The sequence below is a fragment of the Devosia litorisediminis genome (genome assembly GCF_018334155.1).
Taxonomy (GTDB): domain Bacteria; phylum Pseudomonadota; class Alphaproteobacteria; order Rhizobiales; family Devosiaceae; genus Devosia; species Devosia litorisediminis.
On the sequence record NZ_JAGXTP010000002.1, the window covers coordinates 62,798 to 78,942 of the forward strand.

The window sequence follows — 16,145 nt, forward strand, 5'->3', positions numbered from 1 at the left end:
TTTCCCTGTTTATTCAGAAGTTTAGGTCGCCGTCTGCTGCGCCGCAGCACGTCGTGCCCCCGCCTGTTGTGGCGGGAGGCACGTGAGCTCGACGCAGTGTGTCGGGGTTAGATTTCTTCCAGACCCGTTGCGCGCTGTAGGCCGGTGGCGCTCAGGCGGGCGGTGGTGATGCCGCGTGGGGATATCGCTGTTGTCTGGCCGGCGACAGCCAGCGTGTCGGCCTGACCATTCAGTTCGACCGCCCGGATAATCAAATCGTCGCTGTCTTCGGCCAGCTTCAAGGTGCCCACGGCGCTTGATTGGCTGTCGACCGCCAGCCATTGCCCGGCATGCGCCCGTGTACCCGTGCGCGCAACGTGCGGCGTAGTGATCACGGGCTTGTTCAGGAGGTCAGCCATGGTTGCCGCCTGCTGACGGCTAATCGTGGGCGCGCCGAATAGTTCAATGGTGAAGGCCTGCTCGCCCTGATCCATAAAGCGGTAATGGGCGTCGGGTTCGAGTTCGACCGGGTCGTGGTGGGCAAAGACCGGCGCCCGCACCGCTGTGATGTAGAGCGTGCCATCCTGCGCCGCGTAGGAGTATTTGGCGTCGTTGACGATGGCGATGTCGTGCCCGTTGGCGCTGGCGCGTACCCAGCGTTGGCCGGCAATTTCGCGCCCGTCATCAGCATTGTCTTCCCAGCCGGCGGCCACTTCATATTCAAAGCGTGTCGCCGCCAGTGGATAGGCCAGGCGAAGCAGATGGCGCTTGTGGCGCCAATCGAGATGCACGCGCAATTGCACGGGCAGGGCGCCATCCTCAGGGAGCACGATGATCGTGCTCAGCGTGCTGTTCTCGCAGGTGCTGACCACCTTGACCACCGTGCGGACCGGCCCCGCCTCTATGGTGGAAACCGACTGCAATTGCATCGCCGCGCCAGCAAAACCAAAGCGGTCCGTGCCGTGGCTCCAGGTGTCGGTCGCGTCCTCGACGATAATCGCCTGATGTCCAGCCCCGGAAAGCAGCGCGACGCCATTGGCCTTGTTCACCAGCCGCGAAATAGCGCCACTTTCCGGGTCAATTGTCAGCCCGTAGCCATTGGTGTCGAAGCTCAGTGTCTGGCTGCGTACGCCGAAGCTGACGCCCGGCGCTGAGATACCCTTGTCGGCATCAACGCGGAAACGGAGCACCCGATAGCCATAGGCCGGCAGGTCGATCGGGAAGGTGATGCGTTGCAGCGCCGTCGTCTTGCCATGAGGGTCACTATACTGGAACGGGATCGACGCGCCCGTCTCGTCCAGCAGCACACGGCGCGAAACATTGTCCTTGTCCACCCACGGCTCGGCTTCGACCAGACCGCGAGCCGGGCTGCCGTTGAAGTTCATCACCAAAAAAGTCGAGTCGGTCGGATCCACAGGGCGAGCAATGATGTTGCCCAGCCGGCGGACAGCGCCGTTGAGCAGGTCCTCGGCGCCGGCAATCACCCAGTTCAGCTCGCGCTCGGAATCCACGCACGCGCTTTCAAGGCTCGTGCCGCCCAGCGTGTCGTGAAACTGATTGAACAGCAGGCGCCGCCACAGCATTTCGAAATCCTGCCGGGGGTAGGCTATGTTGCATTCGCGGCTCGCCAGCGTCGCAGCTGCCTCGGCCTGCTCGAGCAGGCTTTCAGCCTTGCGATTGAGCGTCTTGAGCGAGGATGCCACCGCGTAGCAGCCAATGGCATGAAACTGCAGCGCGCTCGCGACTACCGGCAGGCCGGCCTTGGGGACTTCGTCAAAGAAAGTCTCCGGGTCGGAGAACTTGAGGTTCTCGCCGGCGACCAGACGGCGTTCGATCTCTTCAATGTTCTCGATTGTTGGCGCGCCGCCATGATTGCCCACGCCATAAAAGCACATGAAGGCATGGCCGCTCTCGGCGATTTTTTGCTGATGCAGATCGATCTTTTGGGGCAGCGGCATTTCGCGCTTGGAGGTGTTGTAGGCCCCCTGAATGCGAAAGGCGGTGACTTCGGAGCCGTCCGGCGAAGCCCAGGTGAACAGCTCGGCAGGCAGGTCCATTTCATGGGGGCCCGGGCGCATGAAGCTGTAGCTGGTCGAGCCGGTATGTTGGAGCAGCATGGGGAAGGTGCTGGGGTGTCCGAAGCTGTCGACATTGTAGCCAGTGGGAACGGTGACACCGAATTTCTCGGCAAAATACCGCTTGCCGTACAGAGCCTGTCGGATCACCGATTCACCCGATGGGACGTTGCAGTCCGGCTGGATCCACCAGCCATTGACCACCACCCAGCGCTTCTCGGCGACAAAGTGCTGAATGCGCGCGAACAGCGCAGGGTCAAGTTCCTCGATCCAGGCGTAGATATGCGCTTCGCCCTTGGTGAAGACAAAGCCGTCACCCTCTTCCAGCCTGTCGATGGCCGCCCAGCAGGTGCCGATAGCTTCGGCGCACCCTTCCTGCCATCGCCACAACCAGACCGGATCCAGATGGGCATTGCCGATCAGGTGTAGAAGAGGCTGATTGCCATCGGCGGAAGAGGTCATGCTGCGATACCTTGCGGTAGGGAAATGGAAATAGTGAAGCGCCCGCTATCGAGGGCAAATCGTGTGGTCTGCTGATCGAAAAGGTGCTCGGAAGCACTGATGGCCAGCGGCACACCATCGATGGCGATGTTGTCGGGCCCATCGGCAAGCTCGATTTCGGCCCGGCAATTGGGCGGCACGGCAATGCTCCAGATGATCGTATCGCCATCATAACGCCAGGCGCTCTCCACCACGCCCGTAGCGGCACGATAGGCGGCTTTGACCCAGCCGATCCCGCGCTCAAATAGCGGGCGCATGCGGATGGTACGGAAACCGGGCGCCGATGCTTCCCAGTCGATACCGGCCATGCGGGCATAGAGCCATTCGCCCACTGCGCCATAGGCGTAGTGATTGAATGAATTCATATTGGCGCTCTGGAAACCGCGCTCTGGCGTCCAGCCATCCCAGCGTTCCCAGATCGTGGTGGCACCCTGCCGGATCGAGAAGCCCCAACTGGGGTAGCTCTCGTTCAAAAGCAGTCGATAGGCGTAATCAGCCCGCCCGATATCGGTCAGAACCGGGCACAGATGTTTGACCCCCAGGAACCCGGTTTGCAGATGTCCATTGGCTGCGTCGAGCTTGTCGATCAGGCGTGCCGCAGCGCTTGCGCGTTGCGTTGCCGGCAGCAGATCGAAATCAAGCGCCAGCAGGTAGGCTGTTTGCGTGTCGCCGCTGATGCGCCCATCCTCGGCCACGAAGGCAGTACGAAAGGCGCGCCGCACATCCTGCGCCAGACCCGAATAGTCAGCGTGATCGCTATCTTTGCCCAGCACCGTTGCGATCTTGGCCATCAGATTGGCAACCAGAACCCAATAGGCGGTGGCCACCATGGTTCGGTCTGAAGCCGGGCCGACGCTAAGCCAGTCGCCGTAATTATTGTAGACATTCTGGGTGCGGATGAAGTCGGGATTGGCCCCGCCAATATGGGTCATCCAGCGTTGCAGCGCCGGATAGACCGCGCTCAGCAATCCGGCGTCGCCATAGCGCAGATAATGCTGCCACGCCATGATGATCGGCCCGTCGCCCCAGCCGGGCGCACCCGGTTGTGCCGATTGCTTATAGGGGTTGAGTGGGCGCGATGGCGCAATGTCGGTAAAGGCACCATCGGGCAATTGCGCGTCGGTGATGTCGTCGAACCACTTGGCTAAAAACCCCGCCACGTCCATGTTGTAGCCGGCCGTACGCCAGAATACCTGCGCATCGGCGCTCCAGCCCAGCCGCTCATCACGCTGGGGACAGTCGGTTGGCACCGAAAGGAAATTGCCGCGTTGGCTCCATTCGATATTGGAGATTAGCTGATTGACTAGCGCGTTGCCCGTTTCCAGCTGGCCGCTTTGAGGCGTGTCGGATTGAATGGCGATACCCGTCACAGTGACGTCGTCCAACACCACGCCCTCGGGCAGTGTCAATTCGAGGTAGCGGAAGCCGTGAAAGGTGAAGCGCGGCTTGAAACGCTCACTGCCCGTACCTGCTGCCGTAAAGTGATCAACGCACACGGCATGGCGCAGATTGGCCGTGTAGAGTTCGCCGTCGCCATCAAGGATTTCCGCATGGCGCAGCGTGAAGCGATCGTTGCGTCGGGCCTGAACCGTGAGTTCGACATAGCCGGCAAAATTCTGCCCGAAATCAAAGATTGCAGCGCCAGACTTGGCGCGGTGCAAATAGCGCCCGTCCAGACGCGCCACTTCCCTGACGGGCTGGCTCTTGGCGGCGCTCAGTACGGGCTCGCGGGGCTCGGGGGAAAAGGCTTCGACCGGCTGCCAGCGCGTGTCGTCAAATCCGGCAATGGCCCAGCCGGGCATGTCCAGTCGGGCGTCATAATGTTCGCCCATTAGGAAATCGGAATAGCAGACGGGCCCGCGGCTGGTCCGCCAGAATGGATCGGTAACGACGCGCTCTACGCTCCCATCGGCATAGGTCAGGTGCAATTGACACAGGAGCGCTGGCCGGCCGCCATAGTGATTGCCGGCGCGGCGCTGATTGTGCCCGACCCGGCCTGAATACCAGCCCTCACCGATTATGGCGCCAATGGCATTCTGGCCCGCTCCGATTAGATCGGTAACGTCATGGGCCTGGTAAATGACGCGTTGATGGTAATCGGTCCAGCCCGGTGCCATCACCTCGTCGCCCACGCGCGTACCATTGAGATAGAGCTCATAGAGTCCGAGTGCCGTGACATAGGCCGTGGCCCGCACCACCGGTCCCCGGGCGTCAAACTCGCGCCGCAAATAGTCCGCGGGCCGTGCTTGCCAGGGATTGTCATAGAGATCGTCTGCAGGTGCCTCGCGGCCGGCTGGCAGCACGAAATAGCGCGCGATCCATTCTGCGTCCCAGTCGCTGCGGGCCATCAGTCCGGTCATCAAACTAAGGGGCGCACTCCAGGCTGAAGGTTCGCTGGTTTCATCCCAGACGCGCACCGACCAGTAGAGTGTCAGATCAGACTGCAGCGGGTTGCCGGCATAGCTAATGAACAGCGTTTCGCTCGAAGCGGTCTGACCACTCTGCCAATAATTGCCGATCCCCCTGGCAACGTCTGCCTTTTCATCGCCAACGCAGATTTCATAAGCGCTCTGTCGTGCACCATTGCCTTCAGCGCTCAGTCCCCAGCCAAAACGGGGGTAAGGCGTGTTCAGTCCTTTGGGCGCGGCGAGCAGTTCGCAGCGCAGATCGATTGGCTTGAGATTGGTCATAACGGCCTAAAGGGCGATTGCCCGCTCACGGGCGTTGCGAATATGGGCTTCCATGGCGTCGGCGGCCTTCTGACGGTCTCGCTCCAGCATGGCATCGATCACAGCCAGATGGTCACCAAAGGCTGCGGGCAGGGTCGTCTCGCTCAAGCGGATGCGATCAAGCTTGATCAGCCGGATTCGGATGGAATTGACGTGATAGGCTTGGATCAGCAGTTCGTTTTCCGTCGCCGAGATCAGCAGGTCATGGAAGTGGGTGTCCACATCCTGCCCCTCATCAAGCAGGGCCGCGCTCGGCCCAGCCTTGAGACGTTCAACAATGCCCGCATGAAGGTCGCGCTGCTCGCGTAGCGGAGCTTCCGGCATGTTCTTGACCGCCGCCAGCACCGCTTCGCGTTCGAACGCCAGACGCACCTGAAACGCGTCCCTGATCATCGGCAGATCGATTACCGTGATCTGGATGCCGCGCTGGGGCATGACGTGCAGCAGCCCTTCGGCTTCCAGCCGCGGCAGCAATTCGCGCAGGGCACCGATCGACAGATCCAGAAGGACTACCAGGTCCTTCTGTGACAGAACCTGCCCGGGGCGCAGCTTGCCCTGCAACAGCGCCTGCTGAAACGTGTCGTATGCCGCCTTCTTGACTGAAGGTAGCGAACGACGGGCGTCTGTTTCTCGAGCGCGGGCATACGCCATGGGCAACTCCTCCTTTGCCGCGTTGCTCTGCGGACTGCCTAGGCAGCTTTGGTCGGCACAAACCCTGTTTCGGCGAATTCCGAGAGGACGGTCGCGGTCTGTGCCGCGTTCAACCCGACCAGCGGTGGTACGGCGCGGGCCCAGGATGGGTCGTCATAGACTGCGGCAAGCGTTGCCTTGAGCGCAAGCATGCTGCCATTGCCATCCACCGTTACAATCCGCTGCCCGGCGCGCTTGCGCAGATCTTCGGTCTCGGCGGCGCCGGGTGCTTCAAAGATCTTGCGCAAATCGGCCGAGAATACATTGGGCATGCCGCCGATCATGCCGGCGCCACCGGCCTGCACCAGCGAGGGCATTACCCGGTCATCGCCGGTAAAGATCGACAGGTCCGGATAGCGCTGCGCCAGCATCTTGCCGTTCTCGGCCACACCTGTGGAGTCCTTGAGCCCGACAATGGCGCTGCCAAACTTGGCCACCAGCATGTCGATCAGCTCAGGAGTATAGGTAAAGCGGCTGAATCGCGGGATATTGTAGAGCAGGATGTCGATGTCAGGGCGACCCGCCCGGCGCATTGCCTCATCGATAAAGGCCACAATGCCATCGTCGCTCGCAAAGTCATAGTAGAACGGCGGCAGCACCAGCACGCCGCGGCAACCCAGCTCGGCTGCCGCTGCAATCATCGCCCCGGCCTCGTCCGCCGTTGGCGTCATCACCGATGGAATATGCCTGGACATCTCGGCGCCCGCAGCCTTGAGCGCGCGCATCGCCGGAATCTTCTGGGCGCTCGAAAGCGACGCACCCTCGCCGGTGGTACCGAAGGTCGACACGAAGCTGCACCCGCTATTGAGCAGGCGCTCGCAATGCTGAGCCAGGCGGCCACCATCAATGTCAAAGGTCTCTGTAACCGGGGTGGTTACGGCCGAAATAATCCCGCTCAGATCTGAATTCGACACGTATTCCTCCAATAAATCAGTAACTTACAAAACTGATACAATCAGTTATGCGATCAGGTGTCATATCAGTGTTTACATCAGTCGCCGGTTGTTGCAAAGTCTGTTTGTCAAATTGAGCTGTCAGGGCCAATCGCAGTGCAACGCTGCAATTGGAAACCGAGGGGCAGCCGAACAAGCTCTGAGAGGGAGGAATATGAAAACTCTTAAGCGCAGTGCACTTATCGCACTTTCAGCGGTGTCCTTTGCTGCCATGGCGATTGGCGCCGTTCAGGCTCAGGATCCCATTGAGCTGAAATTCACCACGGTCTCCGTGCCAACCGATCTGCATACCCAGGCGATGAAGGTTTTCGCCGATACGCTCAATGAGTCTGAGCCGGGTCTGTTCGACATTCAGCTCTATGATTCAGGTTCCCTGTTTTCCCAGAGCGGTGATCTGGACGCCCTGCAGCGCGGCAATGCCGAAATGGCCTATGTGTCGTTCCAGCTGATCGCCGATGCCATCCCCCAGTTCGGTCTGTTTACGGCAGGCTATCTGTTTCAGAACGCAGACCACTATCGTTCGGTGATGAATTCCGATCTCGGTGGCGAGTTCAAGCAGACCGTGTCCGACGAAATGGGCATCCAGCTGCTCGACGTCTGCTATCTCGGCACCCGCGAGCTGAACCTGCGTCGCTATCGCGACGTTCAGACGCCAGCCGACCTTGAAGGCGTCAAGCTGCGCATGCCTGGTTCGGATGCCTGGCTGTTCCTGGGTGAGGCACTTGGTGCCAACCCGACCCCGCTGCCATTCTCCGAAGTCTATCTCGGCCTGCAGACCGGTACCGTCGACGCCCAGGACAACCCGCTGCCAACCGTGGACGCGGCAAAGTTCTACGAAGTCACCGAGCAGATCGTGCTGACAGATCACCTGGTTGACGGTCTGCCAATCGCTGTCAACAACCAGACCTGGGAGCAGCTCAATGATGCTCAAAAGGGTCACATGGTTGATGCCGCCATGGCCGCCTGCGACTGGAACAACGAAAAGCGTTATGCCGAAGAAGATCGCCTCGTCGCGTTCTTTGAATCCGAAGGCCTCAAGGTGACCACGCCTGACGTTGACGCATTCCGCAGCCACGTGCAGGAATTCTATCTCAGCTCCGAGCGCGCCAAGCTTTGGCCTGAAGGCTGGGTTGATCGCATCAACGCACTGGCAAACTAAGGGCACCAATGTCCACCAAGACTGATCATAGGGTCCGCACTGGACTGTTATGGCTCAAGCGGGGCGCCGACACCGTCGGCGTCCTGCTGTTTCTCACCGCATTCACGGGCTTCATCGTCCAGATATTCTTCCGCTATGTGCTTAACCAGCCGTTGGCGTGGACGGAAGAGGCGACGATGATTGCCTTTATCTGGACCGTATTCTGGGCAGCTGCCTTCATGGTGCCGGTGCGCGAACACGTCACCTTCGACGTCGTCTATGACATCGCGCCAGAGCATGTCCGGCGCTTCTTCTCCATCTGCACCATGGCGCTGGTGGTCGTCGCCTTTCTTATTCTCGTGCCGTACACGCTGGACTATCTGCAGTTTCTGATGCGCAAGAAGTCAGACGTTCTGCGCATCCCCAAGACGTGGATCTACGGCTGCTACCTGCTGTTCATTGTCGCCTTTGCCACCCAGGGCGCCTTCCGTATCTACAATCTGCTGCGACCAAATTGGCGCGACCAAATCTGACTGGGAGTTCTTCATGCTAGTTGGTCTCGCTCTGCCGATCATGCTGGTTCTGCTCATTGCCGCCACCGTGGCCGGCATGCCCATGGGCATCGCCATGATCGTCTCATCCATCTTCTATCTGCTCATGGCAGGTCGTGATGTGGGGCTGGCAGCTGAGCAGGTACTCAACGGCGTCTTTGGCAATTTTGTCGCTCTGGCCGTGCCCCTGTTCATCTTTGCCGCCAACGTCATGAACGCCGGTCAGATATCCGATCGCCTGCTCAAATTTGCGCTGGCCATGGTCGGGCGCCTCCCCGGCGGTCTGGCCCAGGTCAATATCCTGACCAGTCTGATCTTTTCGGGCATGAGCGGCAGCGCCGTGTCCGATGTGGCCGGTGTCGGCAAGGTGCTGACCAATATGATGATCAAGGACAACCGCTATCCGCGTGGTTTCGCCGGTGCGATCACCGCCACCTCCTCGGTGGTGGGCCCGATCTTTCCGCCTTCGATCCCCATGGTATTCTATGCGCTGATATCGTCGACCTCGGTGGGTGCACTGTTCCTTGGCGGCGTCGTGCCCGCACTGATGATTGTCGTGGTACTGGCGATTGTCGTCGGCGTTCTGGCCAAGCTGCGTGGTTTTCCGGTCGAAGAAGCCATCCCCTTCCGCGCCTTCCCAGCCATCATCCTGAGTGCCATCCCGCCCCTGATGATGCCCGTTATCCTGCTCGGTGGTATTTACACCGGCGCCTTCACACCAACCGAAGCCGCTGCCGTATCAGCGTTCTATGCATTGCTGCTGGCGGTGTTTGCCTATCGCAGTCTGGGGCTGAAAGAGTTCTGGGACGTCGTGGTGTCCACTGTCAGAACCACTGCTGTCGTCACGCTGGTTCTGTGTGGCGCCTTCATCTTCAACTACGTCGTTACCGTTGAACGCATTCCGATGGGCGTCTTCGCCTTCTTCGATCAGTTCGAGCTGAATGCGGCGATGTTCTTCCTGATGATCAACATCCTCTATCTGGTGTTGGGGTGCTTTCTGGATGTGTCGACCATCATGCTGGTCATCACCCCGCTGTTCATTCCGACAGCGGCGGCGCTCGGGATCGACTTGCACCATTTTGGTATTGTCGTGGTGTTCAACATGATGATCGGGCTGATCACCCCGCCCTACGGGATATTGCTGTTCATCATCAAGGCGCTCAACGGTATTCCACTGGGTGAGATGATCCGCGAGATCTGGCTGTTCGTTGGGGTGCTGATCGCTCTGTTGATGGTGATCACCTATTTCCCCGATCTCTCCCTCTGGCTGCCGCGTTTTGCCGGGCTGCTGGGCTAACCGCCCAGCCGTCGCGCCAACGTCGCTCTGACCGCGTCGCTCGGCGCCAATTCCAGCGCCTGCGCGCGGTAATGCGTGGCCTGATCGACATGCCTGCAGCCAGCGTGCAGGTCCGCCAGCACGGCGGCCCACATATAACTGCCGACCAGCCAGGCCGGCGGCTCAAACCCTTCAAGCACCCCGAGACCTTCGGCCGGTCCGCGCCACTCGCCGACCGCCACGGCCCGGTTCAGCCGGTGCAGTGCCGAAGGCGCCATCTGTTCGAGCAAGCCATAGCACTCTGCCACCCGCTCCCAACGCGTTTCGGCAAATGAAGGCGCCAGGCAATGCTCTGCCGCAACGCCAGCCTCGGCATGGTAGCGGGAGAAGTGCGAGCCCTGAGCGGCCTTGGCGAGCCATTCCAGACCAATGCCGATCTGGTGCTGATCCCAAAGCGCGCGATCCTGCTCCTCAAGCAGCAGCAAGCCGCCTGCTGCATCCTCACGCGCGATCATGCGCGCAGCATGCAGGTGCATCAGCGCCAGCAAAGCAAAGGTTTCAGGCTGCTGACCCGCCGGGTGCGCGACGAGCAGGCTCGCGAGCCGAATAGCCTCGGCGCACAACTCTTTGCGGATAGCGCGTTCAGCGTGCGACGACAGATAGCCCTCGGTAAATATCAGATAGATGATCGCGTGCACGGCTGGTAATCGCGTTTCGTAGTCGTTTGCCGCTACGCTGGCAGTGCTGAACCCGGCTTGCTTTAGTCGCCCACGGGCGCGTGTCAGCCGCTTGTATGCAGTGGCTTCAGTGATGAAGAGACGCGCTGCGATTTCGCCAATGTCGAACCCGCACAGCACCTTCAGCGCCAGCACCAATTGCGCCTCGGTTGCGATGGCGTCGTCGCAGCAGGCAAACAGCATCCTCAGCAGGTCGTCCTGCACCTCGTTGGCCATCAAGACATCCGGTCTCTCGGCCTCCGGAACGTCGAATTCATGTGGGAAAGCGGCCAGCAGGCGCCCTCTGCCGGCTTTCTGGCGAAACTCGCTGAGCAATTGATTGCGCGCGACGCTGAACAGCCAGGCCGATGGATTGTCGGGCAATCCACCGGCCATCCAGCTGCTGAGCGCCTTGCTCAGCGCCAATTGGACCGCATCCTCGATCGTCTCGATATGCTGGGCGCCAAAACGGCGGACGAGGACGGCCACCACACGCCCATATTCATGCCGGAAGAAATGCTCAACCAGCCCGGACGTTTGACTCAAGGCGTCTTGATTTCCCGAATCTCGACGCTGGCACCGGGCGCTACAACGCCGGGCATTTCACGCACCATCGCCTCAGCCGCTTCCAAGCTGTCCGCTGAGAGCACCATGTAGCCGCCGATGACTTCCTTGGCCTCAATGAACGGGCCGTCGCTATGGCCTTGTGGGGTCACCACCCTGCCGCCGCCCAGTGGCGCGCCCATATCCACGATGCTGTCGCTGAACTTGTCTTTCCAGGCGTTGAACTTGGCGTACATCTCTTCCATCTGGGCTGGCGATGGTTTGGGGCCCTGCGCGGCCTGACCGGGCTCGCTGCGACGGATGAAGAGAAAGTTCTGTTGAGCCATTATTTTGTCCTTCCGTTGACGGCGTCGACTTGGTGCCGACACAGCAATGACGCCTCGGCGCGCCATTTTTGGACCCATGGTGCAGATTTCTTTTTGCGCCAGAATTTGGGTGTGCATCCAGCCTCGCACATGATGGCCGGCAGGCACAGCTTCGCGCACTCAAATAGACTGCCACTTCGCTGGGGCGACGATGTCAGCTCACCGGTTGCGCTCGCTTCGCCACTGCGGCTGCGGTTCGCCCAGTGTTTGTAGGTGCGACGCATCGGCGCCCTCGATGCGCCGCAACAGGAGGCGGGTAAGCTCCCCACCCGCAGCAAAGACATCTTCACGAATGCTGTCCAGCGCTGGAAACAGTGTCGGCAGGATGCCCGAGGTCTGTTTGTAGATCAGCTCAATGTCCTTGCCGAGTTGCAATCCGGCTTCCTGCAAGCCACTTGCCAACGCGATGGTGCGCATTTCGCTGTCGCACAGGATACCGTCTGGACGGCCGGCTTCCTGCGCCAGCTCAAACGCCATGCGGCGCATTTCTGCGGGCGGCATCCCCTGCGTCCCCTTCATCACCCGCGCGCCAATCCCGGCACTGGCGGTGGCGCGCTCAAAGGCCCCCATCAGGTTGTGGTGGTTGGTGGTGCTGTCATCGCCGACCACCAGCATGACGTGATGGCAGCCCTTGCTCGCCAAACGCTCAACAGCAGTGGCGACAAAAGCCTCTGCATGAAAGTCATGAAACGGATGCGGCGTATCAAAACCGGTGCGTCCATGCGTGACGAAAGGGAAACCGGCATCGATCATCAATTGCACACGCGGGTCACGAGGCCTGGTGTGGGTGATGATCACGCCATCCGCGGTGCGGTTCTCCAGCACATAGCTGACAGTGTCGACAGCGTCGCCACGTTCAAACTCGGGAATGACAGTGAGATGGTAGCGCGTACCCTTGATGGCCTGACCAATGCCCTGAATCATTTGACGCGCGAAGTCGATGGAATCCTCGGCACCATCCAGCACCAGCGCAATCACATTGGTCTTGCCGGTTCGCAGGCGCACCCCGGCGCGATCAGGAACATAGCCCAATTGCTCTGCAGCAGCGGCGACCTTGGCACGCGTCTCGGGTTTAAGCGTGGTGCCACCGCGCAGCGAGAGCGAAACTGTCGAGAGGCTCAGCCCGGTCAGTTCCGCAATGGTGCGCAAGGTGACGCGACCGCCTGCTAATGGTTTCTGCGAACTCACCTGTGCCTGCGCCCCGCTACTCCAGATTTCCCTGTTTTGCATGCCCGGAGCCCCTTGCCAACAGCGCCCGCCCAGCGGCAAGCCTCAATGGCATTTGCAACGTTGCAAATACTGTGCATACCTGTGCGAAAATCGACCCTTGTGCAACACGTGAAGCCGACATCCGGAGCCGAAATGCCCTATTCAAATCCTCTCGCGTCAAAACTCGCCCTGCGCGATGATGATATCAAGCGCGAAGGTAAGCTGGAGCGGCTATGTGCTGACCTCGCCAGCAAGATACTGACCCCGATAGCTGATGCCCGGTTCCAGTGGCATGTGCAGCGGGATGATGTCAGCGCCGACGCCGCACTGGCTGATGACTGGCGCAATTGGGAGCAGTTTGGCAGCCATTCAGTATGGGCCAAAAAGCAGGGACACACTTGGTTTGCTGCCGAGGTGGAAGTGCCCGAAGCCGCGATCGGCGAGACACTCGTGCTCAAATTTACCAGCCAGTGGCAGGACCGTCCCGGTACGACAGATCCGCAATGTCTGGCCTATATTGATGGCAGGATTTCACAGGCACTTGATGGCAACCACACCGAACTGGTGATTGCACGCAATGCCCAGCGCGGGCAGACGCACACGCTGCTGGTCAACGCCTTCACCTTTTTCGATCGGCCACTGGTCGGTTTCAAGGTAGATTTCTTCGTGCGCAATGCGCGCGCCGAAAAGCTCTATTTCGACCTGCAGACCCCCTTTGAGGTCGCCATCCGCCTGCACCAGCAGGACGCACGCCGGCATGCCATTCTGGACATTGTCGAACGCGCCCTGTTCGCTCTGGATCGCCGTGACGGTCACACCGATGCCTTCGTCGCCTCGCTGGATGAGGCTGAAAGGATCGCGGCCGAAGTCTACGATCTCGTTGATACCGAGAACCAGCCGCAAATTACTGCAGTCGGTTCCACCCATCTTGACGTCGGCTGGCTCTGGCGCGTCGCGCACACGCGCGACAAGACGGCGCGTTCCTTCGCCACGGTTCTCAACCTGATGGAGGAGTATCCCGAGTTCACCTTCATGTATAACCAGTCGGTGCTGTTCGATTTCCTCAGACAGGATTATCCCGAGCTTTGGACGCGGCTGTTGGAGCGCGTCAAGGCGGGTCAGTTCGAGATAGAAGGGGCAATGTGGGTGGAGCCTGACGTCAACATCATCTCCGGGGAGTCTTTGGTTCGCCAGATCATGCGCGGGCGTCGCTTTCACCGCGAGAATTTCGGCGTAGATCCCCAGACTGTCTGGCTGCCGGACACATTTGGCTATTCGGCCAACCTGCCGCAGATCATGGACAAGTCGGGCCTGAAGTACTTTGTTACCTCCAAGCTGAGCTGGAACGACACCGATCGTTTCCCCTATGACAGTTTTCATTGGCGCGGCATTGACGGCACCGTCACCAAGGCCCAGCTGATCACGGCCCAGCGCTATGAGAGCGAAGAGATTTTCACCACCTATAACGGCGATCTGTCGGTGTCTGAAACCATGGGGGCCTGGAAGCGCTACGAGCCCAAGGCAGCCCACGACCAGGTGGTGATGAGCTATGGTTATGGCGATGGTGGCGGTGGGCCGACCCGTGCCATGATCGAGCGCGGTATTCGCCTTGAACGCGGCATTCCCGGCGCGCCCAAGGTCAAGCTTGAAGGTATTGTGCCATTCCTCGACCGGCTCGGCGCCGCAATGGATGCGCCCGCTGCAAAATTCCCCACCTGGAATGGCGAACTCTACCTGCAATATCACCGCGGCACGCTGACCTCGGTGGCCAAGAACAAGGCCAACAATCGCAATGCCGAGCGGATGCTGCGCGAGCTTGAGTTCCTCGGGGCCATGGCGCTGACGCAGGCTGGTGCGGACTATCCGGCTCAGGCGCTGGCCGAATTTTGGGAGCTTGTGCTGATCAACCAGTTCCACGACATCCTGCCGGGTACCTCCATCGCCGAAGTCTATGTCGATAGTGATGCGGAATATGGCCGCATCTTTTCCAACCTGGCCGCGCAGAACGGTCCTTGGCACGCCGCTGCACAGGCATTCGCCAAGCCGGGTGCAGATCAGTTGCGGCTGCTCAATTTCACCAGCCAGACCCGTGCTGAATTTGTCCAAATCGGCGGCGGGGCCGAACTGGAAGGTCAGGCGCTGGCGACTGCGGAAGGTGTGCGTCTGCTACAAAAGATTGTCCGTGCTGACGGCAGCGCCGCTTTTGGTACTAATCTGGGCAATATCGGCCCGCTCGGCTGGACCGGTGGCCAGATCGTTACCGGCACGGCGACTGAACACTCGCCGCTTTCGGTGTCGACCACCCATCTCGAAAACGACCAGCTTCGGATCACCTTCGATGCTTTGGGCGAAATTACCTCCATATTCGACAAGTCGCGGCAACGCGAGACCCTGGCCGCAGGCGAACGCGCCAACCGGCTTATCGCCTATGAAGACAAGCCGATGAACTACGACGCCTGGGACATCGACGCATATTTTGAAGAGCAATGCTGGCCCTTGGCCGATGCTGACGCAGACATATCTGTCGTTGAGACCGGCCCGCATCGCGCTGCTATCCGCATTGCGCGCCGCTATCAAAAATCGGACATCGTGCAGGTCATCTCACTGGCGTCGGGTGCGCGGCAGGTCGAGTTTGACACCTTCATCAACTGGCAGGAACGCCAGACCGTGATCAAGGCGCAGTTCCCCTTTGACCTGAATACCTCCGAAATTCGCTCCGAGATCCAGTTCGGCCACGTCAAACGGCCTACCCATCGCAATACCAGCTGGGACAAGGCGCGCTACGAGGCATCGATGCATCGTTGGGTCGACCTCAGTGAAACCGATTTCGGCGTCGCGCTGATCAATGACTGCAAATATGGCTATGACTGCCTCGAGCAGTCGATCCGGCTGACGCTGGTGCGGGGCTCGGTCTACCCCGACCCCCACGCAGATTTGGGCGAGCATCGCTTGCGCTACGCCATGATGGTTCATGACGGGGTCAGTGATCTCGAACAGGTTCACCGCGCCGCCGAACGCTTCAACAACCCGATTGCTGTCATCGGCTCGCGTAGCTGCGCCGCAGAACCGGCAGGTGAATTCGCCAGCTTCAGCTTTGCCAGTGTCGACTGCGCCAATGTCACTCTGGAAACTCTCAAGAAGGCCGAGCACTCCAACGATCTGGTTCTGCGTCTGTTTGAACACGCCAATATCCGCGCTGACGCCACCATCAGCTTTGGTCTGCCGGTCAAGTCTGTTCGCATAGTCAACCTGATGGAGGAGGGGGCAAGCGAGCCGCTGCCGCTGACCGCCAATAGCGTCACGCTCAAGTTGCGCCCATTTGAGATTGCGACCCTGTTGATTGAGCCGCAGGAGACCTAAATCACCTCAACTCACCAGGGGCTGACGCCAATGCTGCAT

General features: G+C 60.2%; 11 protein-coding genes. 4 read left to right on the top strand and 7 right to left on the bottom strand.

All coding sequences use genetic code 11. The annotated features are described in order from the left end of the window. Nucleotides 1-107: 107 nt before the first annotated feature. Genes KD146_RS13130 through KD146_RS13145 form a run of 4 tightly spaced genes read right to left on the bottom strand, consistent with a single transcriptional unit; the run spans nt 108 to nt 6,888 of the window. Nucleotides 108-2,516: a glycoside hydrolase family 38 N-terminal domain-containing protein gene (locus tag KD146_RS13130; protein WP_212659285.1), complete on the bottom strand. Its 2,409-nt coding sequence runs from the start codon at nt 2,514-2,516 to the stop codon at nt 108-110. Then, a complete protein-coding gene (locus tag KD146_RS13135) occupies nt 2,513-5,245 on the bottom strand; it encodes an alpha-L-rhamnosidase (RefSeq protein ID WP_212659286.1) in 2,733 nt (910 codons plus the stop codon). The genes KD146_RS13130 and KD146_RS13135 overlap by 4 nt, the downstream gene beginning before the upstream one ends. A gap of 6 nt (nt 5,246-5,251) precedes the next feature. Further along, a complete protein-coding gene (locus KD146_RS13140) occupies nt 5,252-5,935 on the bottom strand; it encodes a GntR family transcriptional regulator (RefSeq protein WP_212659287.1) in 684 nt (227 codons plus the stop codon). 38 nt (nt 5,936-5,973) lie between these two features. Next, entirely contained in the window at nt 5,974-6,888 is a 915-nt protein-coding gene (locus KD146_RS13145; protein WP_212659288.1) for a dihydrodipicolinate synthase family protein, read from the bottom strand. A 193-nt stretch (nt 6,889-7,081) separates the two neighbouring features. Between KD146_RS13145 and KD146_RS13150 the strand changes: the two genes are divergently transcribed. Genes KD146_RS13150 through KD146_RS13160 form a run of 3 tightly spaced genes read left to right on the top strand, consistent with a single transcriptional unit; the run spans nt 7,082 to nt 9,913 of the window. Further along, entirely contained in the window at nt 7,082-8,086 is a 1,005-nt protein-coding gene (locus tag KD146_RS13150; RefSeq protein ID WP_212659289.1) for a sialic acid TRAP transporter substrate-binding protein SiaP, read from the top strand. An 8-nt stretch (nt 8,087-8,094) separates the two neighbouring features. After that, nucleotides 8,095-8,598, top strand: a complete 504-nt coding sequence (locus tag KD146_RS13155) for a TRAP transporter small permease (protein ID WP_212659290.1) — start codon at nt 8,095-8,097, stop codon at nt 8,596-8,598. Between the two features lie 13 nt (nt 8,599-8,611). Next, nucleotides 8,612-9,913, top strand: coding sequence for a TRAP transporter large permease (locus KD146_RS13160; protein WP_212659291.1), 1,302 nt, complete (start codon nt 8,612-8,614; stop codon nt 9,911-9,913). Here KD146_RS13160 and KD146_RS13165 read toward each other — a convergent pair. From KD146_RS13165 to KD146_RS13175, 3 genes are all read right to left on the bottom strand, one after another. Then, nucleotides 9,910-11,154, bottom strand: a complete 1,245-nt coding sequence (locus KD146_RS13165; RefSeq protein WP_212659292.1) for an RNA polymerase sigma factor — start codon at nt 11,152-11,154, stop codon at nt 9,910-9,912. The two genes, KD146_RS13160 and KD146_RS13165, sit on opposite strands and share 4 nt — an antisense overlap. Then, complete coding sequence (locus KD146_RS13170; protein WP_212659293.1) at nt 11,151-11,498, bottom strand: YciI family protein; 348 nt, start codon at nt 11,496-11,498, stop codon at nt 11,151-11,153. The genes KD146_RS13165 and KD146_RS13170 overlap by 4 nt, the downstream gene beginning before the upstream one ends. Before the next feature lie 198 nt (nt 11,499-11,696). After that, nucleotides 11,697-12,725, bottom strand: a complete 1,029-nt coding sequence (locus KD146_RS13175; RefSeq protein WP_212659294.1) for a LacI family transcriptional regulator — start codon at nt 12,723-12,725, stop codon at nt 11,697-11,699. 174 nt (nt 12,726-12,899) lie between these two features. Between KD146_RS13175 and KD146_RS13180 the strand changes: the two genes are divergently transcribed. Further along, nucleotides 12,900-16,106 (top strand): alpha-mannosidase, encoded by a 3,207-nt coding sequence (locus KD146_RS13180; protein ID WP_212659295.1) that lies wholly within the window; start codon nt 12,900-12,902, stop codon nt 16,104-16,106. Nucleotides 16,107-16,145 lie beyond the last annotated feature (39 nt).

Excerpts from the sequence above, each read along its gene's own strand:
- KD146_RS13130 (WP_212659285.1), bottom strand. The coding sequence starts at position 2,516 with ATGACCTCTTCCGCCGATGGCAATCAGCCTCTTCTACACCTGATCGGC.
- KD146_RS13135 (WP_212659286.1), bottom strand. The coding sequence starts at position 5,245 with ATGACCAATCTCAAGCCAATCGATCTGCGCTGCGAACTGCTCGCCGCG.
- KD146_RS13140 (WP_212659287.1), bottom strand. The coding sequence starts at position 5,935 with ATGGCGTATGCCCGCGCTCGAGAAACAGACGCCCGTCGTTCGCTACCT.
- KD146_RS13150 (WP_212659289.1), top strand. The coding sequence starts at position 7,082 with ATGAAAACTCTTAAGCGCAGTGCACTTATCGCACTTTCAGCGGTGTCC.
- KD146_RS13155 (WP_212659290.1), top strand. The coding sequence starts at position 8,095 with ATGTCCACCAAGACTGATCATAGGGTCCGCACTGGACTGTTATGGCTC.
- KD146_RS13160 (WP_212659291.1), top strand. The coding sequence starts at position 8,612 with ATGCTAGTTGGTCTCGCTCTGCCGATCATGCTGGTTCTGCTCATTGCC.
- KD146_RS13170 (WP_212659293.1), bottom strand. The coding sequence starts at position 11,498 with ATGGCTCAACAGAACTTTCTCTTCATCCGTCGCAGCGAGCCCGGTCAG.
- KD146_RS13180 (WP_212659295.1), top strand. The coding sequence starts at position 12,900 with ATGCCCTATTCAAATCCTCTCGCGTCAAAACTCGCCCTGCGCGATGAT.